Origin of the sequence: Saccharopolyspora terrae (assembly GCF_004348435.1) — a bacterium.
Taxonomy (GTDB): domain Bacteria; phylum Actinomycetota; class Actinomycetes; order Mycobacteriales; family Pseudonocardiaceae; genus Saccharopolyspora; species Saccharopolyspora endophytica.
In genome coordinates this window covers 21,408-45,716 of record NZ_SMKS01000048.1, presented here as the reverse complement: position 1 = coordinate 45,716, position 24,309 = coordinate 21,408, and the positions used below count along the sequence as shown (strand labels likewise).

The 24,309-nt window shown below is 70.1% G+C and carries 18 protein-coding genes and 2 pseudogenes; 11 read left to right on the top strand and 9 right to left on the bottom strand.

The annotated features are described in order from the left end of the window. Positions 1-132 (top strand): annotated as a pseudogene (locus tag E1181_RS22775) (IS481 family transposase); the annotation flags it as partial. Here E1181_RS22775 and E1181_RS22770 read toward each other — a convergent pair. Next, positions 129-1,673, bottom strand: a complete 1,545-nt coding sequence (locus tag E1181_RS22770; RefSeq protein ID WP_132677687.1) for a long-chain-fatty-acid--CoA ligase — start codon at positions 1,671-1,673, stop codon at positions 129-131. The pseudogene E1181_RS22775 and the gene E1181_RS22770 sit on opposite strands and share 4 nt — an antisense overlap. A 204-nt stretch (positions 1,674-1,877) precedes the next feature. Here E1181_RS22770 and E1181_RS22765 point away from each other — a divergent pair, with 204 nt between their 5' ends. The 6 genes and pseudogenes from E1181_RS22765 to E1181_RS22740 all read left to right on the top strand — a co-directional run bounded on the left by E1181_RS22765 (position 1,878) and on the right by E1181_RS22740 (position 8,726). Further along, a complete protein-coding gene (locus E1181_RS22765) occupies positions 1,878-3,038 on the top strand; it encodes an NAD(P)-binding domain-containing protein (RefSeq protein WP_132677686.1) in 1,161 nt (386 codons plus the stop codon). Between the two features lie 415 nt (positions 3,039-3,453). Next, the gene (locus E1181_RS22760) at positions 3,454-4,962 is read left to right on the top strand and encodes a hypothetical protein (protein WP_132677685.1); all 1,509 of its coding nucleotides are present in this window, start codon (positions 3,454-3,456) and stop codon (positions 4,960-4,962) included. A 70-nt stretch (positions 4,963-5,032) separates the two neighbouring features. After that, positions 5,033-5,791 carry a Crp/Fnr family transcriptional regulator gene (locus E1181_RS22755; RefSeq protein ID WP_132677684.1) on the top strand — a complete coding sequence of 253 codons (759 nt, stop codon included), beginning with the start codon at positions 5,033-5,035 and terminating at the stop codon, positions 5,789-5,791. Between the two features lie 27 nt (positions 5,792-5,818). Then, positions 5,819-6,890 (top strand): annotated as a pseudogene (locus E1181_RS22750) (AAA family ATPase); the annotation flags it as partial. Further along, positions 6,859-7,800, top strand: coding sequence for a DUF58 domain-containing protein (locus E1181_RS22745; RefSeq protein WP_408010445.1), 942 nt, complete (start codon positions 6,859-6,861; stop codon positions 7,798-7,800). The pseudogene E1181_RS22750 and the gene E1181_RS22745, both read left to right, overlap by 32 nt. Next, complete coding sequence (locus E1181_RS22740; protein WP_132677681.1) at positions 7,788-8,726, top strand: VWA domain-containing protein; 939 nt, start codon at positions 7,788-7,790, stop codon at positions 8,724-8,726. The genes E1181_RS22745 and E1181_RS22740 overlap by 13 nt, the downstream gene beginning before the upstream one ends. Positions 8,727-8,738: 12 nt before the next feature. On the opposite strand, the gene E1181_RS22735 is transcribed toward E1181_RS22740, so the two are convergent. Then, on the bottom strand, positions 8,739-9,047 hold the full coding sequence (locus E1181_RS22735; protein WP_132677680.1) for a zf-HC2 domain-containing protein: 309 nt from the start codon (positions 9,045-9,047) through the stop codon (positions 8,739-8,741). A 348-nt stretch (positions 9,048-9,395) separates the two neighbouring features. On the opposite strand from E1181_RS22735, the gene E1181_RS22730 reads away from it, so the two are divergent. Further along, positions 9,396-9,932 carry an RNA polymerase sigma factor gene (locus tag E1181_RS22730; protein WP_132677679.1) on the top strand — a complete coding sequence of 179 codons (537 nt, stop codon included), beginning with the start codon at positions 9,396-9,398 and terminating at the stop codon, positions 9,930-9,932. 4 nt (positions 9,933-9,936) lie between these two features. Here E1181_RS22730 and E1181_RS22725 read toward each other — a convergent pair whose 3' ends face one another. Then, positions 9,937-10,890: a S1C family serine protease gene (locus tag E1181_RS22725; RefSeq protein ID WP_132677678.1), complete on the bottom strand. Its 954-nt coding sequence runs from the start codon at positions 10,888-10,890 to the stop codon at positions 9,937-9,939. A 438-nt stretch (positions 10,891-11,328) separates the two neighbouring features. After that, positions 11,329-12,660: an oxygenase MpaB family protein gene (locus E1181_RS22720; RefSeq protein WP_132677677.1), complete on the bottom strand. Its 1,332-nt coding sequence runs from the start codon at positions 12,658-12,660 to the stop codon at positions 11,329-11,331. A gap of 63 nt (positions 12,661-12,723) precedes the next feature. On the opposite strand from E1181_RS22720, the gene E1181_RS22715 reads away from it, so the two are divergent. After that, positions 12,724-13,338 carry a TetR/AcrR family transcriptional regulator gene (locus tag E1181_RS22715; protein WP_207922263.1) on the top strand — a complete coding sequence of 205 codons (615 nt, stop codon included), beginning with the start codon at positions 12,724-12,726 and terminating at the stop codon, positions 13,336-13,338. 43 nt (positions 13,339-13,381) lie between these two features. Here E1181_RS22715 and E1181_RS22710 read toward each other — a convergent pair whose 3' ends face one another. Next, entirely contained in the window at positions 13,382-14,632 is a 1,251-nt protein-coding gene (locus E1181_RS22710; RefSeq protein ID WP_207922262.1) for an SLC13 family permease, read from the bottom strand. Between the two features lie 32 nt (positions 14,633-14,664). After that, positions 14,665-15,768 carry a PrpF domain-containing protein gene (locus tag E1181_RS22705; RefSeq protein WP_132677676.1) on the bottom strand — a complete coding sequence of 368 codons (1,104 nt, stop codon included), beginning with the start codon at positions 15,766-15,768 and terminating at the stop codon, positions 14,665-14,667. A 119-nt stretch (positions 15,769-15,887) separates the two neighbouring features. Between E1181_RS22705 and E1181_RS22700 the strand changes: the two genes are divergently transcribed. Then, positions 15,888-16,841 (top strand): LysR family transcriptional regulator, encoded by a 954-nt coding sequence (locus E1181_RS22700; RefSeq protein ID WP_132677675.1) that lies wholly within the window; start codon positions 15,888-15,890, stop codon positions 16,839-16,841. Positions 16,842-16,891: 50 nt separating this feature from the next. Beyond that, entirely contained in the window at positions 16,892-17,425 is a 534-nt protein-coding gene (locus tag E1181_RS22695; protein WP_132677674.1) for an isochorismatase family protein, read from the top strand. Here E1181_RS22695 and E1181_RS22690 read toward each other — a convergent pair. The 3 genes from E1181_RS22690 to benC form a co-directional block, all read right to left on the bottom strand. After that, positions 17,413-20,091 (bottom strand): helix-turn-helix transcriptional regulator, encoded by a 2,679-nt coding sequence (locus E1181_RS22690; RefSeq protein ID WP_132677673.1) that lies wholly within the window; start codon positions 20,089-20,091, stop codon positions 17,413-17,415. The genes E1181_RS22695 and E1181_RS22690 overlap by 13 nt on opposite strands. Before the next feature lie 108 nt (positions 20,092-20,199). Beyond that, positions 20,200-21,543: an MFS transporter gene (locus tag E1181_RS22685; RefSeq protein WP_132677672.1), complete on the bottom strand. Its 1,344-nt coding sequence runs from the start codon at positions 21,541-21,543 to the stop codon at positions 20,200-20,202. A gap of 118 nt (positions 21,544-21,661) precedes the next feature. Continuing rightward, positions 21,662-24,301, bottom strand: coding sequence for a benzoate 1,2-dioxygenase electron transfer component BenC (gene benC, locus E1181_RS22680; RefSeq protein ID WP_132677671.1), 2,640 nt, complete (start codon positions 24,299-24,301; stop codon positions 21,662-21,664). Positions 24,302-24,309: the final 8 nt, after the last annotated feature.

Here is a 24,309-nt window from a genome sequence, read left to right as displayed (position 1 = left end):
TACAGCACCGAGACCCAACGGCGCGCCGCCTTGCCCGGCTGGCTACACGGCTACAACCATCACCGCCACCACACCAGCATCGGCGGCCCACCCGCCAGCCGCGTAACCAACCTCTCAGGTCAGTACACCTAGCCCTCTGCCGGGAACTGGGAGCGGAGCAGGCGTTTGAGGATCTTGCCGGTGGGATTGCGGGGCAGCGCGGACACCGCGGACACCGACTTCGGGCACTTGTAGTGGGCGAGCCTGGACCGGGTGAAGTCGATGAGCGCCTGCTCGTCGAGGGATTCGCCCTCGTCGGGCACGACGACGGCCTTCACGGTTTCGCCCCACTTGTCGTGCGCGACGCCGATCACCGCCACGTCGGCGACCCCCGGGAACTCCAGGACCACCCGCTCGACCTCGGCCGGGTAGACGTTCTCGCCGCCGGTGATGATCATGTCCTTGACTCGGTCCTCGATGTAGAGGTAGCCCTCGCCATCGCGGCGACCGGCGTCGCCGGTGCGCAGCCACCCGTCCGGGGTGATCGTCTCGGCGGTGGCGTCCGGCATGTTCCAGTAACCGGCCATCCGCTGCTCGGACCGGACCCAGAACTCGCCCAGCTCACCGAGCTCGACGTCGTCGCCGGTGGCGGGGTCGACGACGCGCACCTCGGTTCCCGGCAGCGGTCGGCCGGCGGAGGCGCGCAGGTGGGTGCGCTGCTCGTCGCGGTGCTCCTGCGGACCGAGGGCGCAGAACACTCCCGACATCTCCGTCATCCCGTACACCGAGTGCAGCGGGGTGGGCAGCGCGCTCAGGACGCGCTCCATCAGCGGAGCGGGCATCGGCGAACCGCCGTACCCGAGGACGCGCAGGCGAGCCATCGCGGTGCGCGCACGTGCGCCGTCGTCGATCAGCGCGTGGATGACGGCGGGGACGAAGAACGCGTGCGTCGCGCGGGTCGCCTCGATGAGGTCCAGCAGTGCCGCAGGAGCGACCTCGCGAACGAGGATCGTGCGCGCGCCGACGCTCATGCCGCCCAGCGCCCAGCTGGTCCCGCCGACGTGGAACAGCGGCATCGCGACGATGTTCGTCGACGACTCGTCCAGCTCGTACGCGGGCGTGAGGGCGCTGGCGTGGGCCGTCATGCTCCGCTGGGTCAGCATGGCGCCCTTCGGCCAGCCGGTGGTGCCGGAGGTGTAGAGCTGCAGGAAGCAGTCCTGCGGTGCGGATCGGTGCGGTTCGGCGACCGGGTCCGCCGCGGCGAGCCGCGCCTCGTACTCGTCCTGGTCGCCGCCGAGCAGGATCACCTCGCGCACGCGCGGCAACCGCCCCCGGATCTCGTCGAGCAGCCCGGCGAACTCCGCGCCGACCACGACGACTTCGGCGGTGGAGTCGTTGAGCACGTGGACCAGCTCCTCCGACGCGAGCCGGAAGTTGACCACCACGTTCACCGCTCCGGTGAACGACGCCGCGAGCGTCAGCTCCAGGCAGGCGAGGTGGTTCTTGTCCACGACGGCGAAGCGGTCCCCCGGCCCGATCCCGGACGACCGCAGCACCCCGGCCGCGCGCCGGACCCGGTCGTCGAGCTCCGCCCAGCTCACCCGCCGCTCGCCGAACGACACGGCTTCGACCTCGGGTTTCTCGGTCGCCCATCGCTCGACGAAGTCGTGGACGCTAGAGCACTCGGCAGCCAAGGCGGACCTCCCCTTTTCCAGGCGCGGACCGTACGCGCGGCCAGCGTACGAGGTGATCCCCCGCCGAGCACAGATCTGCGGCCGCGGCGCGCCGGGTTCGGACGCGCTCGTCCTGCGGGAAGGTGTCCTGCGCCACCTGCCGGAATTCGTGGTCGCACCCGTTGTTGAACGGCATGCGCAGCCGTGCGACGTCCGGAGAGCAGCATGCAGGTGCCCCCGAATCCCGCGAACCCGCGGACCGATCCCCCCGCGCCGCCGGAGATCCAGTCCCGCGCGGCGACGGTGGTGGTCATCGGCGGCGGCCAGTCGGGCCTGTCCGCGGGCTACCACCTCCAGCGCCGGGACTTCGCCAGCGCGCTGGACCACCCCGAGGCCGAGCGGACCTTCGTCGTGCTCGACGCCGGGCAGGCGCCGGGCGGGGCGTGGCGGCACCGCTGGGAATCGCTGCGCATGGCGACCGTGAACGGGATCTTCGACCTGCCCGGGTTCACCCAGCCCCCGGTCGATCCGGACGAGCCCAGCCGCGTGGCGGTGCCGCGCTACTTCGACGCCTTCGAGGAGGCGACCGCGCTGCCGATCCTGCGGCCGGTGACGGTCACCGCCGTGCGCCCCGGTCCCGATGGGAACCTGGTGGTGGAGACCGATCACGGGTCGTGGATCACGCGCGCGATCATCAACGCCACCGGGACGTGGTCGAACCCGGTCCTCCCCCACTACCCCGGGCAGGAGACGTTCACGGGCACCCAGCTGCACACCCGCGACTACGTCTCCGCCGAGCACTTCGCCGGGTCGCGCGTCGCCATCGTCGGCGGCGGCATCTCCGCGCTGCAGCAGCTGGAGGAGATCTCCCGCGTGGCGACCACCTTCTGGTACACCCGCCGCGAGCCGGTGTTCCGCGACGGCGAGTTCGACAGCTCCGCCGGGCGCGAGGTCGTCGCGAAGGTCGCCGCCGACGTGGAGGCCGGCAGGCCCACCGGAAGCGTCGTGTCCTACACCGATCTCCTGTGGACTCCGTACGCCCTGGCCGCCGAGGCGAGGGGCGCGCTCCAACGCCGCCCCATGTTCACCGCGATCGAACCGACCGGTGTCCGCGAAGCCGACGGGGCCTTCACCCCGGTCGACACGATCCTGTGGGCCACCGGCTTCAAGCCCGCCCTCGCCCACCTCGACCCGCTCGGGCTGCGCAACGATCTCGGCGGCATCCAGGTGCGCGGAACCCAGGTCGTCGGCGAACCACGCGTCCACCTCACGGGTTTCGGTCCTTCGCAGTCCACCGTGGGCGCCAACCGGGCGGGCCGGGAAGCGGTCACCGCTCTCGTCCGGCACTTCCGCGAGCAGGACGCCGAGGAGCTCACCCGGGCGTGAACCCGCAAGGCGCACGGCGACTTCGTGCGTTCACCGCTACTTCGGTGATGAACTCCCACAGGCGGTGAGATGTTCGCCAGATGGCAACTGCCGTCCGGACTTCGTCGCATTCCGAACAATTGGAAAGGTTTTCTTCACGGTCGGCGTTTCCTCGTGTACGGATTCGCATGACATGCGGGAGGAGACCGTGATGTCCAACAACAAACGAGCAGGCACGGAGAGGAAGCGCCGCACGGCAGCCGTAATCGCCGCCGCCAGCGCGAGCGGCGTGCTGATCGCGATGGGTGGCACCGGGATTGCCCAGCCACCGCCACCGCCTCCGCCCGCTCCGGCACCCCCTGCACCGCCGCCTGGCCTCGAGGAGCAACCTCCTGGCGGTCAACAGCCCGACACGGACGAGGGTCGTGGCGATCAGATGAACGGCGGGATCGACACCGGCATGACCGTGGAGTCGGTGGAGGTCGTCAGCCAGGATCTGGACGACAATGCGCCCGAGCAGGTGGAGTACCGCTTCGCCAAGCCCGTCAGCGATGTAGGAGATCCGTCGTCCTTCCAGCTGTCCGGCTTCGCCACGAACGCCTCGGTCAAGGCGCAGAGCGCGCAGATCAAGGAAGGCGACACCAACACGGTGCTCACCGAGTACGCGCCCGGAACCGATGTCGAGGCGTTCACGGTGGCGATCACCGATTCGCAGGCGGTGCAAAACGAGAGCGGTCGGACCAACCTGCCTAACACCAACGAGCTCCAGGGCGGCGAAGGCGGCGTCAGCGGTACCGACGCTCCTCGGCTCGAGAGCGCACAATCGAACGACACCCTCGACCAGGTGACCTACACGTTCGACCGCAACCTCAAGGAGGACGGCGGCGGCGCCGACGCCTCCAAGTTCGGTCTGTACACCCGTGACGGCCGGGCGATCGACGGGCAGTCCATCGTCACGTCCAATGACAACACGGTCACCGTCCAGTTCGACTCCCAGGTCGAGGACGGCGTGCGGCAGTTCGCCGAGTCCGACGCAGTCAGCGACACCCGGGGCGTGATGAACGCACCGACCTCCACGGGAGAGGACACCACCGGTCCGAACCTGGCCTCCACCAGCGGACTTGTCGGCAAGACCCAGTTCGACTACAAGTTCGACGAGCCGGTGACCGCCGAGGACGCCAAGAAGTTCACGGTCTACACCGCGGACGGCAAGGCGATCCAGGGCAACAGCATGGTGCAGCCCTCACCGGACACCATCCGTGTCGCGTACCCGGACATCCAGGACTACGGCGACCAGATCAGCTTGGCCGCAGTGGACGAAGGTGCCGCTCAGTCGTCCGATGGCTCCGCCACACCGAACGCCCTGGGTGACCAGAGCGTCGGCGGCGACAGGTCGGGCAGCCTCACCTCGGGTCCGGATCTCACGGGCGCCTCGGTCGACTCCGACACCGGCCAGGTCCGCCTGGACTTCGACGAGACGATCGACGACGGCAAGGACTACGACCCGGCCGGCTTCCAGCTGGTCACCTCGGCCGGCGACAGGATCGACGCCAGGGACGTCGTCGAGGTCGATGAGAGCAGCGTCCTGGTCAGCTTCAACCGGGCATCCGCTGAGGCTGCCGACTCCGTGACGATCAAGAACAACGCGGTCCAGGACGAGCAGGGCAACGGCAACCTGCTTTCCAACCGGGGCCTGGGCGGCGGCGACACCACCGCTCCCGCACCCGACCAGTCGGACCAGTCCGATCAGGGCGGTCTCGAGGAGCGGGCACCTGCGACTCAGCAGAGCGACGAGCAGGACCTGAACCGCGACAACGACCGGACCGATCAGAACAACGACCTGGACGACGACCGGAACAACAACCGGGACGACGACCGGACCGATCAGAACGACAACCAGAACGACAACCAGCACAACGATCGGGACGACAACGGTCCCAACTGATCACCACCCGGTGTGCCTCGCTGCGACTCCTCGGAGCGAGGCACACCACTACAGCGGAGGAGGCGCAACGATGTCGGAGACACCGTCGCGCGCCACCGGCGAACCGGCCCCGTCAGCGAGATCCCACGACCCGACGACGGGGCCGTCGGCCGCCTACCCGGCGCCGCACCGGGACCCCCTCTCCGGGACGTGCTCGTTCATCGACCAGCAGTTGCGCGCCGCGCTTCGCGTGCTCGCGCCCAAGCTGAGGCACCACAAGCTCTCACCCGGAGACCGCATCTTCAGCGTGGGTGCGAGAGTGGGGGCGATCTCCATCATCGAACGGGGCCTCGTGGCACTGCGCAGCCCCGGCTCGGCGACGCTGATGCTCCTGCGGGAGAGCGGGATAGTCGGCGACGTCGAGGTGATGACCGAGATCCGGGCGGAGAAGGAAGCGACCGCCCTGCTCGACACCGACATCATCCGCCTGCCCGGCGACGAGTTCCGCTGGCTGCTCCAGCGCTACCCGGAGTTCGCCTTGCGGTGGAGCGATGCGATGGCGTGCCGGATGGCCGGTTACGAACGCCGACTGCTCGACATGCTGGCCGGCGATCTGCGGGCGCAGGTCTCGTCCCTGCTGCTGCACGAGTTCGCCGATTCCGACGTCACGCACCTGACCCACCAGATGATCGCCGAACTGCTCGGCGTGCAGCGCACCAGCATCAGCCGCGTGGTGAGCCAACTCGTCCACCACGAGATCGTCGAAAGCGGTTACGCGCACATGCGATTGCGCGACCGCACCGCGCTCGCCCGTGCCGCGCTCGGATATTCGGCGGGTAGCCACACCTGAGATCTCTACCAGGCGGGAGTTCGACCAATGAACGACAACACGGCGTGGAACCTGGGTGAGGAATCCGAAATCCTCCGCCATCGCGAAGGAGAGGTGATGCGCGGCCTGCTCTGGGAGCTGAAGAAGGTGATCGTGGGCCACGAGCCGGAAACCGAGGAGATCGTCGTGTGCCTGCTCGCCGGTGGCCACTGCTTGCTCGAAGGGCTGCCCGGAGTCGCCAAGACGCTGACGATCAAGACGCTCGCCCAGGCCGTCGACGTGGACTTCACCCGCATCCAGTTCACCCCCGACCTCGTACCGTCGGACATCGTCGGGACGCGGATCTACCGGGCCTCCCGCGAGGAGTTCGACATCGAGCTGGGACCGGTGTTCACCAACTTCGTGCTCGCCGACGAGATCAACCGCGCACCGGCGAAGGTGCAGTCGGCGATGCTGGAGGTCATGGCCGAGCGGCAGGTCAGCATCGGCGGGCAGACGTGGGCGATGCCGCGCCCGTTCCTGGTGATGGCCACGCAGAACCCGATCGAGACCGAGGGCGTCTACCCGCTTCCCGAAGCGCAGCGGGACCGCTTCCTCGTCAAGATCCTCATCAACTACCCGCAGGCCGGCGACGAGCTGGAGATCGTGCGGCGGATGAGCACCGGGACACCGGTCCCGAAGCAGGTCCTCGACGCCGAGCGGCTCACCGCTCTGCAGGACGCCGCCACCCAGGTCTACGTCGATCCGCTGGTGATGGAGTACGCGGTGGCGCTGGTGATGTCCACCCGCACGCCCAGCGAGCTCGGGTTCGGCGACATCGCGCCCTACCTCTCGGTCGGCGCGAGCCCTCGCGCCAGCCTCGGCCTGATCGCCGCGGCGCGGGCGTTCGCCCTCATCCACGGCCGCGGCTACGCGGTTCCGGAGGACGTCCACCACCTCGCGCCCGCGGTGCTGCGGCACCGGCTGGTCCTGACCTACGAGGCGCTGGCCGACGGGGTCACCGCTGACGACATCATCCACAAGCTGCTGGACCGCGTGCACCAGCCACGGCCGGCCAAGACCAGATCTTCCCTGTGGGGTCGGTCCTGATGCGGGCCCACCACGAGCAGCCGGCGACCCGAAGGGTGCTGGCTCAGCTGGAACTGCTCATCTCGCAGCGGCTGGCCGGAGCCGTGCACGGCGACTACCAGGGCTTCTTCCCGGGGCCGGGCGACGAAGCCGGTGAGGGGCGGCTCTACGTGCCCGGCGACGACGTGCGCATGATCGACTGGAACCTCTCGGCCCGCACGACCCACACCCACGTCCGCGACCCGATCCGGGATCACGAGCTCGACGTGTGGCTGGTCGTGGACCTGTCCGCGAGCCAGTCGTTCGGCACCCGCGGTGGCGAGAAGCGGGAACTCGCGCTGTTCGGCGCCGCCGCGTTCGGGTTCGCCGCCACGTGGCTGGCGAACCGCATCGGCGCGGTGCTGCTCTTCGACGGCGAGTCCGAGGTCAGGCCGCTCCGCTCGGGCAAGATCCACCTGCAGGCGACGCTGCACCGCATCGCGCAGCTCAACACCCGCAGCGCCCGTCCTGAACGCCCCGTCGGCCGCACCGACCTCCGGCCCGCCCTGACCCAGGTCGGGACCGTCGCACGTCGCCGCGGATTCATCGCGGTCATCTCCGACTTCCTGGTCGAGCCGGGCTGGGCTAACGAACTGCACCGGCTGTCCCAACGCCACACGGTGGTGGCCGTGGAGCTCGTCGACCCGCTCGAAATGCGGCTTCCGGCGGTCGGATCGCTGGCGGTCGAGGACCCCGAGACCGGTTCGAGGCTGACCGTCGACACCCTCGACGGCCAGCTGCGGGAGCGCTACGAGGAGGCGGCCCGGCAGCAGAGGCAACGGATCGCCTACATCATCCGCAACGCTGGAGCCGAGCACCTGCAGCTGCGCACCGATCAGGACTGGATCGGCCAGCTGGTGCGCTTCTTCCAGCTCCGGCGGCACCGACAATACGGCTATCGGCGGTCATCATGGGTGGTCTGAGCTTCGCGGCACCGGCGTGGTTGTGGCTTCTCGTGCTCGTCGCTGCCCTGGCAGTGGGTTATTTTCTCGTGCAGCGCCGGCGTCTTCGATACACGGTCACGCTGACCAACCTGGACCTGCTCGCCTCGGTGATGCCCAAGCGACCGGCGTGGCGCCGCCACGTGCCGCCCGCGCTGATGCTGCTCGCCACCCTGATCATGGTGCTGGGCCTGGCCGGGCCCACGGTTCGGATGCCCGATCCGTCGCGGAACAGCGTCGTCATGCTGGCCGTGGACGTGTCGCCCTCGATGATGGCCAACGACGTACCGCCGAACCGCTCCGAGGCGATGAAGTCCGCGGTCCGGGACTTCCTGAACTCGGTCCCGGACGACACCCAGGTGGGGCTGGTCAGCTTCGCGGCCTCTGCCAACGTCGACGTACCACCCACGCAGGACCACCGAGCGGTCACCGATGCGCTCGCCAAGATCCCGTACCAGTCGAACACGTCCCTGAGCCAGGCGGTGCTGACGGCCCTGAACACCTTGCGCACCGCGGGCGGTAGTTCCGCGGGGATCGTGCTGCTCTCCGATGGCGCGAGCAACACGGGACCACCACCGGAGGTGGCGATCGAGGCAGCCCGAGCCGCCAAGGTTCCGGTGTCGACGATCGCCCTGGGAACGCCGACCGGGAAGGTCCAGCTCGCCAAGGGACCCGTGGACGTCCCGCTGGACACCCGGGAGTTGGAACGCCTGGCTCGCGACACCGGCGGTCTGACGTTCACCGCCGCCAACGAAGCTCAGCTGCAGGCCATCTACAGCAACATCGGCGAGTCGGTCACGCCGCCGATCGTTCCGGTCGACATCAGCAGCTGGTTCTTCCTCTCCGCGCTCATCGCAATGGTCGCGGCCGCCGCGTTGTCACTCGTGTGGTTCGCACGAATGCCGTGATGTCGGTGAATTTCATTCCCGATCGCGCAAGCCCATTGCGAATTGTCGCAATCTGGACGATGCCGCGTTGTCGAGAAAGCCCCTGCGATCGGCGAGGCTGCGCTTGATGTCGAGGTACAGCTTCGTTTCCGCTTCGCATCCCCGGCACGAGTCCAGGTGGCGCTCGAACTCCTCGAGCTCCGATGCATCCAGGTCCCGGTCGATGTACCGCTGCAGCAGGGAGAGCGCCTCAACGCATTGCCTGGTGCGCTCATCCTTGGCGCGCTGCGCCCACTGCTGTGACCGGTGGTCTCGCCGCAGCGGTTCGAACCATGCAGGCACGGCACACCACCTTCCCGGCTCTCACCTCGCGTGGGTGCAGACAAAACCCAGTCTACACCGCAGTTCTCGGCCTCAATCCGATTCGGGCGGGCACTGGTCCACATCTTCGGCGTGTGACTTTATGCCCTTAATGCCACCTCGAATACCCAGGATGCTTGGCCTTAAGCCAGATCGCTCTGAAGAACAAAACGATTGGCATTGGTTGGAAGGCCTCGAGCTCTGTCCGCGGTAGTAGCGGTGAACGGTGTCGCGCCACGCGGCCACGATGCGCCGGGTCCGTCGCAACGAGCAAGTGTTTTCCACGAAGAAGGGGGTGTCGAGACCGTGGACAAGTCCGACACTTTCTCCGTGGTCGAAAGGCAGCAGTTGTTCGACCGGTACATCGTCCCGGAGATCCCACTGCTGCTGCGGGTCGCGCGGTCGCTCACCGACCAACCCGCCGACGCCGAGGACCTGGCTCAGGACGCACTGCTGCTGGCATATCGCGGAATCACGAGTTTCGACGGCTACTTCCCACGTGCGTGGCTGCTGCGGATCCTCCACAACACCCACGTCAGCAGGGTTCGCCGTCGCACTCCTCTGCTCATCTTCGGCACCAGCGATCGCGAAGAGACCATCAGCGATCCCGCACCGCACGTCTCACCGGAGAGCGTCGTCGTCGACGACTCCTTCGGCTACGCCGTCGAGAAGGCCCTCGGCATGTTGCGACAGCCGAACAAGAGGGTGATCGACCTCGTGGACATCGCGGGACTCTCCTACGCGGAGGCCGCGATCGCGCTCGACGTCCCGATCGGGACGGTGGTGAGCCGCTTGCACCGCGCCCGCAAGCAGATCCGCGAGCACCTCGCCGACCAGGGCGTCGGCCCGCACCGGCGCGGTTGGTGAGTCCCTACCGGGCAGGTCCGTCGATGAGCCCGCGGGCCTGGTCGATCGGCACGGTGAACCCGAGCCCGGCCGCCTCGTTGCCCTTCTTGGTGCCCGCGACAGCGGTGTTGATGCCGACGACCTCGCCGTCCATGTTGACCAGCGGACCACCGGAGTTGCCGTGGTTGATCGCGGCGTCGGTCTGGATGGCGTTGCCGAGTCCGGCGCCGTTCCCGGTCGGGACGCTGCGGTGCAGCGCGCTGACGATCCCGCTGGTGACCGTGCCGGGCAGGCCCAGCGGTGAACCGATGGCGATGACCTGCTGACCGACCTCGGGCTCCGGCCCGTAGGCGAGCTTCGCGGGCGTCAGATCCTTCACCCCGTCGGCCTGGACGACCGCGAGATCGGCACGGGGATCCTGCTGCAGGACCCGGGCCGGTGCCTTCTTGCCGTCGTTGAACGTCACCGTGAGCTTGGCGCCGTTCGCCGCCTTGGACACGACGTGGTTGTTGGTCAGGATCCGCCCGCCCTCGTCGACGATGACGCCGCTACCGGTGCTCTTGCTGTCCTGGCCGACGACGTCGAGCGACACGACGCTGGGCTGCACGGCGGCCGCGGTCGCCTGCGGGGATGCGGAGGGCTGCGAAGCGTACGAGGCGATCCCGTAGGTCGCGGCGGCGGTGGCGCCGCTGCTCAGCAGCGCGGCGGCCACGACCACGGCGGTCACGCCGTGACGCTTGGGCGCACGCTTCAGCCCGACGTGCTCGGGAAAACGGGGGCGAGGCATCTGCTTGAACAGCTCGCCCAGCTTGTCCATCGACGACGGCCGGGGAGCCTCGTCGTTCGACGGGTCGACTGCTTCGGTCTTGGTCTCCGCGGGCTCGGTCGAACCCCACGGGTCATAGCTGAAGGGGTAGTCGTTGCGCACCCTCTGGTACTGGGCGGGCGTGTACGGAGTGTGAGTAGGGGCTTGCTCCATGGCCGAAAGTCTCCGTATCACACCCGAAGATCGCCAGGCTTTCTTACGTAGGGTGCATCACTTCACGCCTGGTCAGGACTAAATACCCGGAAACTCGTCAGTCTTCCGGGTGAAGATCGGGACGCTGTCAACGGTGCCTCTCCGGAGGCGCGCGCTGAGACAGGTGGGAACGGAGTTGCTTCTGCGTCCGCCGGGGCGAATGTGACTCCGCTCCAACGCGATCCGGTCGACCGAGGAGTCACACTACGTGGACCCCCGCCGACCAGGATTCACGACAACGCCTGCACGGCGGGCATTTCCCAACACGCTACCAACGTCGTGCGGACGCGTCACCTCGACCACGTCCGACGACCGGCGAAACCGGGCGCCCGGCACGCATTCCACGATCACGCCGAAGATCGGGGTTGCCCGCGAACCGGTTCGGCGAGCGGAACCGGGTCAGGTGGCACCGCTGGTTGCTCTGCGGGGGTACGTGGCGGCATCGGTGGTGTACTCGGGATTTCCGTACTCGGCGAGCCGCTGCTTGACCACGCGGGTGGTGTAGCAGTCGGTCAGCTTCCGCAGGAGGGGCTGCCCGGCGACGACGGACATCGCCACGAACCGGCCGAGCACGAACGGCGCGGTGGCGGCCACGCACGCGGCGTCGACCGGTCCGAACTGGACGCTCATGGCCTCGGCCCGCTTGAGGTCGCCGCCGCAGATCCCCAGGAAGAAGGCCCGGCTCCAACTGCGCTCCACGGTCTCGGCGGCCTGGTCGAGCAACGAGTTCCCCTGCCGCAGGTCGGCGGCCATGGTGGAGCGGACCAGCTCCCCGCAGGTGGCGTCGTCGAAGCCGCGGCGCAGCGTCGCCGCCCGCGCGTGGAAGACCTCGATGATCCCGGACGCCGTGGTGGGCAGGAGCTCTTCGGGCAGCCCGAGCAGGAAGCACCGGTACCGGCTGAACTCCAGCATCGCGCGCTCGCGCGGGGAGAACTCGTCGCGGCCGGCGCTCCTGGCGAGCACCGCCGCCAGGTACATGTTGAACAGACCGGCCGGCATCTGGTCGACCTGCGGCACCGGCACCCCGTACACCTCGGGGTCCCACCCCTCGGAGCTGGCGAGGGCGTTGCAGCGCACCATCGAATGCATCAGCCGCACCATGGCGGCCGCCTCGAAGCCCTCCCCGTAGCGCTCCAGGGCTCCCGGCAACGTCGTCACCGCGAAGAAGTTCGCGGTCTCGTTGACCCGGCGGGAGGCCCGGCGCCCGGTGAGCGCACCGGTCAGCGCCATCGGCAGGGCGGCGTAGGTGTTGATGAAGGTCGCCAGGAACGCGCCGCGGGTGATGTAGGGGGACAGGAACGCCGCCCCGATGCGCAGCTGCCGCGCGCCCTCCTCGACCAGCTCGACGTCGAGCCACTCCGGCGTCGCTTCCATCGACGCGATGAACGCGCGCAACTCGTCGGGCGCGTCGGCGACGGAGTCGACGCCCGACCGACAGGCCTTCCGCAGCATGTCGATCAGGCCCTTGGCGCCGTGCTGCTTCGCCAGAGCCGCGTAGGGGTCGGCCACGACGTCACCGAGCATGGTGGTCGTGCGGATCAGCTCGACGGCCCGCTCGTCGGCGAGGACCGAGTCGCGATCGGCGACCCAGGCGGGCAGGTCGGACCTCACCTGCGGGTCGGTCGTGAACCGGTGGGGGGTGCGGTCGAAGTCGATCGAGCCGTAGAGATCGGGCAGCCGCCAGCGTTGTTCGCGGACGCGCTCGGCGAGTTCAGGATGGTGGAGCGCCATTGCGACACCTCAACTTTCAACCTGTCACTTCAGACTGACAGGTTGTCAGTTAGAGTGTCAAGGGTGAGCGGACCCCCCAGCGCGCGCAAGCGGATGAGCTCGGCCGACCGCCGCGAGCAGATCCTCGACGTCACGCACGACATCGTCGACGCGGAGGGGTTCCACGCCGCGACGCCCAACCGCATCGCCGAGGCCGCGGGCATCACGCGCCCGGTGCTCTACCAGCTCTTCGGCGACATCGCGGGCCTGTTCGTCGCGCTCGTCGACCGCGAGTCCGAGCGCGCGGGAATCCAGTTCGCGCGAGCGACGTCGCAGCTCGTCGGAATCGCGGAGGAGGACCGGCTCGTCAGCACCTTCTGCGGTGTGCTCAACGCCGTCGACGAGCATCCCGCGACCTGGCGGCTGTTCCTGTTCCCACCCCAGGGCGCTCCCCCTGAGCTGCACCAGCGCCTGGCCGAATCCGAGGAGCTCGTCCTGCGGTTCCTCCAGCAGGAGCTGGAACGCACCTTCCCGCGCATGCCCGACCCCGAGTACACCGCCAGGATGGTGCACGCCTCCGGGCGCGAACTGCTCCAACGCCGCCTCGTCGACCCCACCCACGCCACCACCGAACGCCTCGTGGCCCTCGTCCGGCACGTGCGGACCTGGGTGCTGCCGACGCGGAACCTCACGACCTGACAGCACCGCCGGCCCGGGAGTTCCGCGCCGGCGGTGCTCGAGGTCACAGGGATGCGGGCACGACCAGGAAGCTCCAGGCCAGGATCGGGCCGATCCCCACGATTCCCGCCGTGTAGCCGATGATTTGCTTGTAGAAGCGCTCCCGGTCGACGCCTCGGGCGTTGCTGAGCACGAGCGCGCCGTTGGTGGAGAACGGCGAGGTGTCCACGATCGTCGTCGAGATCGCCAGCGCCGCGACGAGCCCCACCGCGCTGAGGTGGCTGGCCAGCAGCAGCGGCACGGCGATCGGGATGATCGCGGTGAGGATCGCCGTCGACGAGGCGAACGCCGACACCACCGCCACGACCAGGCACAGCAGCAGCGCGACGAACAGCGGGGCTCCCATTCCGGCGGCGCCGTGCGAGATCGTCTCGATCGTGCCCGCCTTCTCCAGGATCTCCACGTAGGTCACCATGCCCGCGACCAGCAGGATGGTGGACCAGCTGATGCCCTCGACCGCCTTGGACTGGTTCTTCATGTCCACCAGCGCCAGCACCGCGCCCGCGACCAGGGCCAGGAACCCGATCTCCAGGTGGAAGACCAGCGCCCCCACCACCAGCGCCGCCAGCGCGACCAGCGTGAGCCCTTGCCGCCACGTCGCCTTCGGCTCGGCCGCGGCCTCCGCGTCCTCCACGATCGGCTCGGGCGAGGCTTCCGGGGTCCTGCGACGCAGCAGCAGGAAGGTCAGCACCGACAACAGCACGTTGAAGGCGAAGCTGGCCAGGAACAGCGCCAGCGGGGACACCGCGAGCGGGGTGTTGCCGACCATCCCCAGCACCAGCGCGCCCGAGACCGCGATCGGCGAGAAGGCTCCGGCGTGGGCGCCGCTGATGACCATCATGCCGACCATCAGCTGGCTGATGCCGTAGCGGTAGGCGAAGTTCATGCCGACCGGCACCAGCAGCGCGACCGCGGCCGGGGTGAAGGTGCCGAAGGCGGTGAGCACCGCCGCGACGCCGAACAGCACCCACGGCACCAGCGCGGCCTTGCCGCGCACGAGCCTGATCCCGACCCGCACCAGCAGGTCGATCGTGCCGTTGCGCTGCGCCACCGAGAACAGGTAGGTGACACCGACGATCGTGACGAACAACGAGACGGGGAAACCCTCGAAGATCTCGTCCTCGGTGAGCCCGAGCGATGCGGTGCCCACGACGAACGCGCCGATGAAGGCCAGGATCCCGATGTTGATCGGTAACAGGGTCGCGACGACGAACATCACGCCGAGCGCGCCGATGGAGATCATTTCAGCAGACATCTTTGTCCTTGAGGTGGGAATCAGGCGGAATGCTAGGCGGGAATCGACTCGGGAACCACGATGTCGGCCGCGCAGAGGATGCGGGCGGCGCGGCGGACGGTGACCCGCCGCGGCCCCGACGTGGTGAGATCACCGCTGGTGACGGCGATGACACCGGCTGCAGTGGCGATCCGGAGCTCGGTCGCGCCGGGGGCGCTGGACACCGAGCGGACGACGGAACCGTCGAGGAGGTTGCCGACGGCGACGCCGACCGCCGAGGTGAGCCCGATCGCCGGGTGCGGGGCGTTCATCGACAGCATCCGCACCGACAGGTCGTGCTCGTCGGCGGCGACCTCATCGCCGAGCTGGGTCCGGTAGGCGCGCGGCGGCCCGACGATGCCGACCTTCGGCACCGCGTCGTTGACCGCCGCACCGGGTGAGGTCAGCCCCATCCGCTCGGCCGCGCGGTGCCGGAACCGCCGCAGCGGGTCCACGAGCTCGCCCATCTCGCGGAGGCTTTCGGCCCCGGTGAGACCTTCGGCGTCCAGCAGGACCATCGGCGCACCGGCGTCGATCATCGTGACCCGAGCCCGCAACCCGTCGATCTCCCACTCCTCGACCACGTCGCCCGCGGGCAGCAGCGCCCCGGTGGTGCCGCCGGCCGGGTCCAGGAACGTCAGCCCCACCGCCACTCCCCCGGCGCGGGTTCCCGGAACGGTTTGCGTGCCGAACTCGCTCACCTGCCCGTGCGGCGTGTCCACTTCGGCCTCGAGGACCGCGCCGGTGTTGGTGTTGCGCATGACCACGCGGGTGCGGTCACCGCTGACCGGGACCAGGCCCCGGGCCACCGACCACAGCGCGATCGCGGTCGCGCAGTTGCCGCAGTTGCTGCCCCACTCCACGCGCCCGACCCCGATGCCGACCTGCGCGAACAGGTAGTCCACGTGCACGCCGGGCGTGCCGGAGGGCCGCACGACCGCGGCTTTCGACGTGGTCGGGGTGGCACCGCCGATGCCGTCGAGCTGGACGGGATCAGCGGCACCGTAGGCGTTGACCAGCAGCGCCTCGATGTCGCTCACCGAGGTGGGCAGCTCGGCTTCGTCGAACAGCCAACACTTGCTGGTGCCACCGCGGACCAGCGTTGCCGGAACGTGCACGCCAACCTTCTTCCTCGCTCCGAATCGTTGGCGCTCACCCTGACAAGACCAGTGACTTCAGTACAATGTTCATGTACTTAGGATGGCTTAAGCAGAGCTAAAGGCTCTTGGGAGGCTCGGTGCTCGACGTCCGCAGGGTGTTGCTGCTGGTGGAGGCGGCTGAACTCGGTTCGCTCACCGCCGCGGCGGACGCGCTGGCCATCACGCCGTCCGCCGCTTCGCAGCAGATGTCCAGGCTGGAAGCGGAGGTCGGGCACCCGCTGTTGCACCGCTTGCCACGCGGGGTCCGGCTCACCGACGCCGGGCACGCGCTGGCCGAGCGCGGCCGCGCCATCCGCCGCGAACTCCGCGGCGCGCAAGCGGATCTGGAGTCGCTGGCCCAGCTCGACCGGGGCACGCTGCGCCTCGGATCGTTCCCGACGGCCAGCGCCTCGCTGCTGCCGCTGGCGCTGACCCGGTTCTCCCGCAAGCACCCGGGGATGCGGACCGCGGTGCGCTCCGCGCTGTTCGCCGAGCTGCTCGAACTCCTCGACACCGGCGAAGTCGAGCTGGCGCTGCTGTGGGACTACGACTGGAACCGCATCGACGAGCAGGCGCTGCACGTCGAGCACCTCCTCGACGACCCGACAGTTCTGGTCGTGCCCGCCAACTCCGAGCTCCTGGAGGAGCCGCGCATCAGCCTGGCCGATCTGGCGAGCCAGGAGTGGATCATCCGCGCCGACAACCACCCGGTCGCCGAGGTGCTGCGGCGCAGTTGCCGGCTCGCCGGTTTCGACCCGAAGATCTCCTACGAATCCCACGACTACCAGGAGGCGCAGGCGATGGTGGCCGCGGGCTTGGGCATCGCGATCGCACCGCGCCTGGCGCTGACCAACCGCCGCCACGACGTGCGGCTGGTGCACTTCGCCGACGACGTGCCCGCCCCGACCCGGCGAATCCTGTTGGCCCGCAACGCGAGCAGGCCACCGACACCGGCCGCCTCGGCGATGACCGACATCATCCGCTCGGTCTCCCAGCGCTTCACCGAGTCCAACCTCCACCGCACCCAGCTCGGCACCGTGCGCACCGGCTGACACCGCGCCGCCGGGAAGCCGTCGCGGGAGGTCGTGCCTAGGCTGGTGCCATGCCGCTGCTGCACGCCAACTCCTCGGTCCTGCTGGTCGTGGACCTGCAGGAACGCCTCATGCCGGCCATCGCGGCCGGTTCCGCCGTGCTGGACAACAACGCGCGGCTGGTCCGGGCCGCGACGCGGCTGGGCGTCGACGTCCGGGCCAGCGAGCAGAACCCCGCGGGGCTGGGCGCGACCGTCGGCGAGATCGCCGAGCTGCTGCCGCGACCGGCCCAGCCGAAGACGTCCTTCGCCGCCGGGTTCGACCCCGGACCCGGCACGGTCGTCGTGACCGGGTGCGAGACGCACGTCTGCGTGCTGCAGACGGTCCTGGCGCTGCGGGAACGCGGGCGGGACGTCGCCGTGGTCGCCGACGCCGTCGGCAGTCGCGTCGAGACCGACCGCGAGCGCGCGCTCGACCGGATGCGCGCCCACGGCGCCGACGTCGTCACCACCGAGATGGTGCTCTTCGAGTGGCTGCACGACAGCGACAACCCCGCCTTCCGCGAGGTCCTGGAGCTGATCAAGCAGCCGCGTCAGTCCTGTTGAGGCAGGCCGGGGTTGTTGCGGGCCGCGAGTTCCGCGCGGGAGCGGATGCCGAGCTTCGCGTAGACGCGGGTGAGGTGGTACTGGACGGTCTTGCTGGACAGGAACAGCTCCGCCGCGACCTCCTTGTTGGACAGCCCCCGGGCGACCAGGCGCGTGACCGATTCCTCCTGCGGGGTCAGGGCATCCGCCGTCGGTTCGGGTCGGGTCCGGTGCACGCCACCGGCTTTGAGCTCGCGGTCGCAGCGCTCGACGTAGGTGGTGGCGCCCATGGCGGCGAAGCCGTCCCGGGCGGCGCTGAGCACGACGTCGGCGCGGGCGCGGCGGCGGAGGCGGCGCAGCGTCTGGCCGTAGCTGAAGTTGATGCGGGCCTGGTCGTAGCGCAGCGGCAGCCCGCTGATCAGCTCCAGCGCCTCGTCGAACGCCGCTGATGCCGCCGCGACGTCGCCTCGCGCGCCGTGCAGGCGGCCGCGGGCCGCGGTGAGCCGGGCGCGCGTCGAGGCGTGGCCCCGCTTGGCGGCCAGCTTCTCGTGCGGGGCCAGGAACTCGTCGGCCTCGTCGAGCCGGCCGAGCAGGACCAGGGCGTGGGCGTACATGTCCTGCCAAGGCCAGTGGCCGGGTTCGTCGGTGCTGGTGCTCGGTGACGGTCGGGTCAGCGGGTACAGCGCGCGCAGCACGCCGTCGGAGTCGGCGCGGGCCTCGGCCACGTGCGCTCGGGCGAGCTGGCTGGGGACGCGCATGATCTGGTAGTCGCCCGCACCGGTCGCGCTCTTGAGCAGGACCTCCTCGGTCTCGGCGAACTCGCCGCGCAGCGCGTGCACCGCCGCGGCCGTCCACAGCAGCAGCGGTCCGGTCACCAGGATCCCGGTGCGCTCCTGCATGTCCATCGCCTCGCGCACGGTGGCCAGCGCCTCGTTCCACTCCCCGGTGAGGAACTGGACCCTGGCGAGCCAGGCGCGGGCCCACAACGAGATCCGGGCCGACCCGCCGAGGTAGGCGGTGGGGATGGAGCTCTCGAAGTCGACGCGGGCGTCGTCGACCCGGTCGGTGAGCAGGTTGATCCAGCCGCGGGCCATCGTGGCGCGCTGCCACTGCGCGCCGTGGCGCAGCCGGGCGGTGAGCTCGTCGTAGTGGCGCTGGCCCTGCGCCACGCTGCCGGTCGCGGCCAGGCCGAGGCCGCGGATGGCCTCGGCTTCGACCGCGGTCGGCGTGTTGGGGCCCGCCAGCTCGATGGCCCGATCCGCCCACAGGACCAGATCCCGACCGTCGTAGCGGCAGAGCGCGTCGAGCACGTAGCGCTGGCAGATCAGCGCCGCGGTTTCGGGTTCGCGGTCGGTGTTGACGATGTCCCAGGCCCGCCGGAGCCTGCTGCCCGCTTCGGCCGCGCGGCCTCGGACCATGGCGAGGTAGCCGAGAACGGCATCCCTCAGCGGGGTTTCGCGGATGCTCTCGACCTCGGGGATCAGCGCCGTGGCGCGGAAGACGTCGCCCGCGCCGATGAGCGCGTCGACCGCGCGGGTGATCAGCGCTTGCTGGTGCTGCGGATCGTCGGTGAGCCGGCTCGCATCGCTGAGCAGGGTCGCCGCGGTCCCCCAGGCTCCTTCGGACGCGCGCTCACCGGCGAGGGCTTCGAGCCGACCCGCCACCTCGGAGTCCGGCACGGGGCTGGCGGCGACCAGCAGTCGCAGGGACCGGACCGGGTCGTCGACCAGCTCGGCGGCCCGGCGTTGCAGCGCGGCGCGTCTGGCCGGTCCGAGGACGGTGAGCACGGCGGCGCGCACCATCGGGTCGGGTGGGCTGACGTAGGTGAGCCCGCGCGGGGCCAGCGCCACGAGGCCGGCGGCGGTGGCTTCGTCCATCAGCGGCAGCGGTTCGCCGTCGAGCTCGGCCAGGGACATGACGTTGCGGACCGGGGCGTCGGTGCCCAGCACGGCGGTGGCCTCGGCGAACCCGCGTGCGCTCGGCGTGCACGTCTCGAGGCTCTCGCGCACGAGGGCCTGGACCGCGGCGGGTGCGGGCAGGGTCGGTTCGAACTGCGACCAGGTGCTGCGGGGAAGTTCGGTCAGCAGCTGCACGGCCGGTCGCGGCCTGCCGAGGGTGTGCCGCCGCAGGCGTTCGGCCATCGACGGGTGCAGCGCGACTCCCCGCGCGGCGGCCAGCTCGCTGATCTGCGCGGCGTCCAGCGGCGGGATGCGCGGTGCGTCGGTCGCGATGCGCGGCAGCAGGTCCAGGACCTCGGCTGACGCCCGGCGATCGCCGGTGGTGGAGGTCGCCACCACCCGCAGGGCGGCTTCCGGGTGGTGGCGCTGGGCCGAGGCGAGGGTGCGCAGCGAGTCGAGGTCGCCGAACTGCGCGTCGTGGATCACCAGCACCGTGCTCGGTGCGAGTCGAGCGACGAGTTCTGCTGCCGTGGCAAGCGGATTCGACGTCGGCAGGCCCGGGAAGAGCTGGGCCAGCAGGGATCCGGGCTGCTCCGCCTCCCACTCCGCGGCCGTGGCGCGCAGGACGGGCCCGTCGTGGCGGCGGGCGAGGTGTTCGGCGAGCGTCGAGCTGCCGATCCCGGGCGGCCCGCTGAGCAGCACGAAACGGCTCTGGCCGGTCTGGAGGATCTGCTCCAGACCGGCCACGAGCTCGGTGCGCCCGATCAGCGGCTGCGCCGGTCGTGTCACGTCCACCTCGTCGTTGGTTCCAGGCCGCCTGTTCGTCCACGGTGACTCATCGCGCCCGCGGCGGTCGAGTCGCGCGGCCGGTCCTGCCGTGAACAGGCGCGGAACAGCCTAGACCGGGTTCGGGCTGCCGGCCGGGGCTGCGACCAGCGGCCGTTCTGCCTCGTCCTCGTCGTGCGAGCGGGGCACCAGCAGGGTCACCGCTGCCGCACCGGCCGCGACGGCGGCGAACAGGTAGAACGCCGTGGTTCCGCCGAGGCCCGCCCCGACGAGCAGGCCGCCGACGACGGGACCGACGATGCCGCCGATCCGCCCGAAGCCCGCGCACCACGCGACACCGGCCGCGCGCGCCCTGGTCGGGTAGTAGTTCGACACCAGACCGTAGATGAGCACCTGCGTTCCGATCGTGCCGATCCCGGCCACCGCGACCGCCAGCAGCAGCACGATCAGCGGGAGTTTCAGCGGGAGCAGCGCGAGGGTGCCCGCCGCGAGGACGAACGTCGTGGCGACCACGCGCTTGGCCCCGGCTCGGTCGGCCCACAGCGACGCGAACAGACCGCCCACGATCGCACCGAGGTTGAGCACGAGCAGGAACGCCAGCGAGTAGGTCTTGTCGTAGCCGTTGTTGGCCATGATCTGCGGCAGCCAGGTGTTGAGACCGTAGGTCAGCAGGAGACCTGCGAAGCTCATCAACCCCAGCAACGCCGTCGGCCAGGCGAGGTCCTTCGACGCCAGCGCGGGGAATCCCGCGCGGGGACTGGCCGACGGTGCCACGGGCTCGGTCCGCAGCTCGATCCCGGTGCGCTCGGCGAGCGCCTTCGCCTGCTCGACCTTGCCGCGCGCGGCGAGCCACTTCGGCGATTCCGGCAGCTTCACCAACGCCAGCGGGAGCACGAGCACGATCGGCAGGGCACCGATCCAGAACAGCCCGCGCCAGCCGACCACGTCGTCGAGCACCAGGGCGAGAAGCCCGGCGAGCACGCCACCGGCGGGCACTCCGCTGTAGACGATGGCGTTGAGCCGGTTCCGCCGCCCGGGATCGGCGAATTCGGCCACCAGCGGTCCGACCGTGGCCACCAGCGCGCCGACACCGATCCCGGTGAAGAAGCGTCCGATGCCGAAGGCGGCGACGCTCTGGGTGAGCGCGGTCGCCCCCATCCCGATGGAGAACCACGCGAGGTTGATCAGCATGATGCGGCGGCGGCCGATCAGGTCGCCGAGGGTGCCCGCGACCAGCGCGCCCACGAGGACTCCGATGAGCGCGTAGCTGCCGAGGGTGCCCGCATGGCCGGGCGTGATCGCCCCGAGCTGGGTCGGGTCCTTGAGCAGGGTGGGCAGGACGGTGCCGTAGACGACGAGGTCGTAGCCGTCGAACACGAGCACGATGGTGGACAGGGCCACCACCCAGGAGACGGTTCGTTGGCGCCGACGCGTCGTTGAGTCGGTTTCGGACATGAGGAGCTCCCGTTTCGTCGGAGGGAGGAGAAGCGGCCTGATCAGGCCGAACCGGCGGCGCGCGGCCGCACGTGCGATAGGTGGGGCGGGGGCGCGTCTCGCCCCCGCCCGACCGGCGTCAACCGAGGTCGCCGCCCGCGACCGGCAGGACGCTGCCGGTGATGTAGGACGCCTCGTCGGAGGCGAGGAAGGTGATCGCCGCGGCCTGCTCGTCCAGCGTTCCGTAGCGCTTCATCAGCGAGGTGCTCACGGTCTGATCGATGTGTGCCTGGAACCAGGCGCGTTCCTCGTCCGTCTCCAGCGCGGACCCGCCGCGCGAGATCCGCCGAGGTGGTGCCTCCGTCCCGCCGGGAGCCGTGGCGACCACGCGGATTCCCGAGTCAGCGCACTCCAGCGCCAGCGACGCGGTGACCGCGTTGATGCCGCCCTTGGCCGCCGAGTAGGGGATGCGGTGGACGCCGCGCGTGGCGGCGGACGAGACGTTGACGATCACACCGGTGCCGCGCTCGCTCATCGACGGCAGCACCGCCCGGCAGGTAAACAGCGTCGTCAGCAGCGACCGGCGCAGCTCGGCCTCGATCTGCTCCGGGGTGAACTCGGTGAACGGCTTGAACCAGATCGCACCGCCGACGTTGTTGATCAGCACGTCGATGCGGCCGTGGCGAGCGATCGCCTCGTCCACCACCGCCTGCGCGCCCTCCCAGGTCTCCAGGTCGGCCACCACGGGCACGCCCGACAGCTCCTCCGCCAGGTCCTCGACCAGCTCCGACCGGTCGGCGAGCACGAGATCGCCGCCCTCGGCCGCGACGCGACGTGCGGTCCACTCCCCGATGCCCTGGGCCGAGCCGGTCACGACGACGACCTTGCCGTCGAAGCGTCCCGGGGTGATGAACCGCGGCCGCTTCGCCGATTCGGCGTCGGCCATCGCGCGCCGGGTGGTGACCTTGGAACGGTCCGCGTGCTCGGCGATCAGCCGTCGGGCGGTCGTGCGGTCGCCCGCCTCGAAGGCGCTGACGATGTCGAGGTGGTCCTGCGTGCACCGCGGGTGGCACCAGGTGGCGTTGCGCAGCGTCGTCTCCATGTGACCCTTCACGCCGAGCGCGCGGTAGGCCTGCAGGAGGTGCTCGTTGCCGGTGAGGGTGAACAGGTAGTCGTGGAAGGCCGCGTTGGTCTCGGTGTACTGGGCGGCGTCGACGAACCGATCGCCCTCGACGTAGGGCACGGCGGACTCGGCGAGCAGCCGGTACCCGGCCAGCTGCTGCGAGGTGAGCCTGCCGATGGTGAGTTCGAGCGCGCCCAGTTCCAGCGCCTGGCGCGCTTCGAACACCGCGTCCGACTCGTGCACCGACGGGTGCTCCTCGCCGATCTCGTACCCGCTGGACGCGGGTGCGGTCAGCGGTTCGAGGTCGGACGGCGGGGACAGGACCTCCTGCCCGGCGATGGATCGGGCCTCGGCGTTCTCGATCAGCGCCGCACCGGGATCGAGGGCGCGGCTACCGCTGCCGGTGTCCTGCCAGATCCGCTGTCCGGCGATCAGGCTCGCGGTGACCGTCTCCTCACCCGCCGACCGCTCGAACCCGGCGTGCAGGGCCGGGATCGAGACGTCCGGGAAGAGGTTCTGCCCGGCGACCTTCCGGCTCCCGCCGGGGTTCGCCTCCGGCACGAGCTCAGGCTCGGGCTCGGCCTCGGCGGACGGCTCCGGTTCGGGTTCGGGTTCCGGAGCGGGCTCGGGCGCCGGTTCCTGAGCCGCGGTGGCGGCGAGGGCGAACTTCTCGTAGTAGAAGCCGGTCGGCTCGAACCCGTCGTCTGCGAAGTGCTTGCGCACCGCCTCCACCATCGGCGGCGGTCCGCACAGGTACACCGCGACGTCGCCGCCGTGCAGGTGCTCGTCCCGGATCAGCTTGGTGACGTAGCCCTTGTTGGGCGCTGCGCTGTCGGGGTCGGCGACGCAGTAGTCCCAGGTGAGGTTCTCGATGTCGGCCGCGAGCTCGTTCACCGCGTCGGTCTCGACGAGGTCGTCGTCGGTCGTCACGCCGTAGATCAGGTGCGCGGGGCGCTTCGAACCGCACGCCCGCATCTTGCGCAGGATCGACAGGATCGGCGCGAGCCCGGTCCCCCCGGCCAGCAGCAGCACCGGGCGGTCGGTCTCGCGCAGGAAGAAGCTGCCGTGCGGGCCGGTGAACGACAGCTCGTCGCCGACCTTCGCGCGCTCGGTGAGGTACTCCGACATCACCCCGCCCGGGGTGATCTTGACCAGGAAGCTCAGGTGCTCCTCGTCGGGCGCGCTGCTGAAGGAGTACGACCGCGTCTGGTCGGTGCCGGGCACCGCGATGTTGACGTACTGGCCGGGCAGGAACGCCAGCTTGTCGCGGTCCGGCGTCTTCAGCGTGACCGACACCGTGGTCGGCGAGAGCCGTTCGAGCGCGGTGAGCGTCGCGGGGTAGGTCGCCGCCTGCGTCTTGGCCACGGCCGAGGTGCTGGCGATGCGCAGCACCAGGTCCGACTTCGGGGACATGCTGCACGGCAGCACGTAGCCGCGCTCGGCCTCGTCGGCGGTCAGCGCGTCGTCGATGTAGGTCCCGCCGTCGTACTCACCGGACTCGCAGAACGCCTTGCACGTGCCGCAGGCGCCGTCCCGGCAGTCCAGCGGGATGTTGATGCGCTGCCGGTAGGACGCGTCGGCCACGGTCTGGTCGGGAGCGCACGTGATGAACCGGGTGACACCGTCCTCGAAGGACAGCGCGACTTGGTGAGTCATGGCCGCCT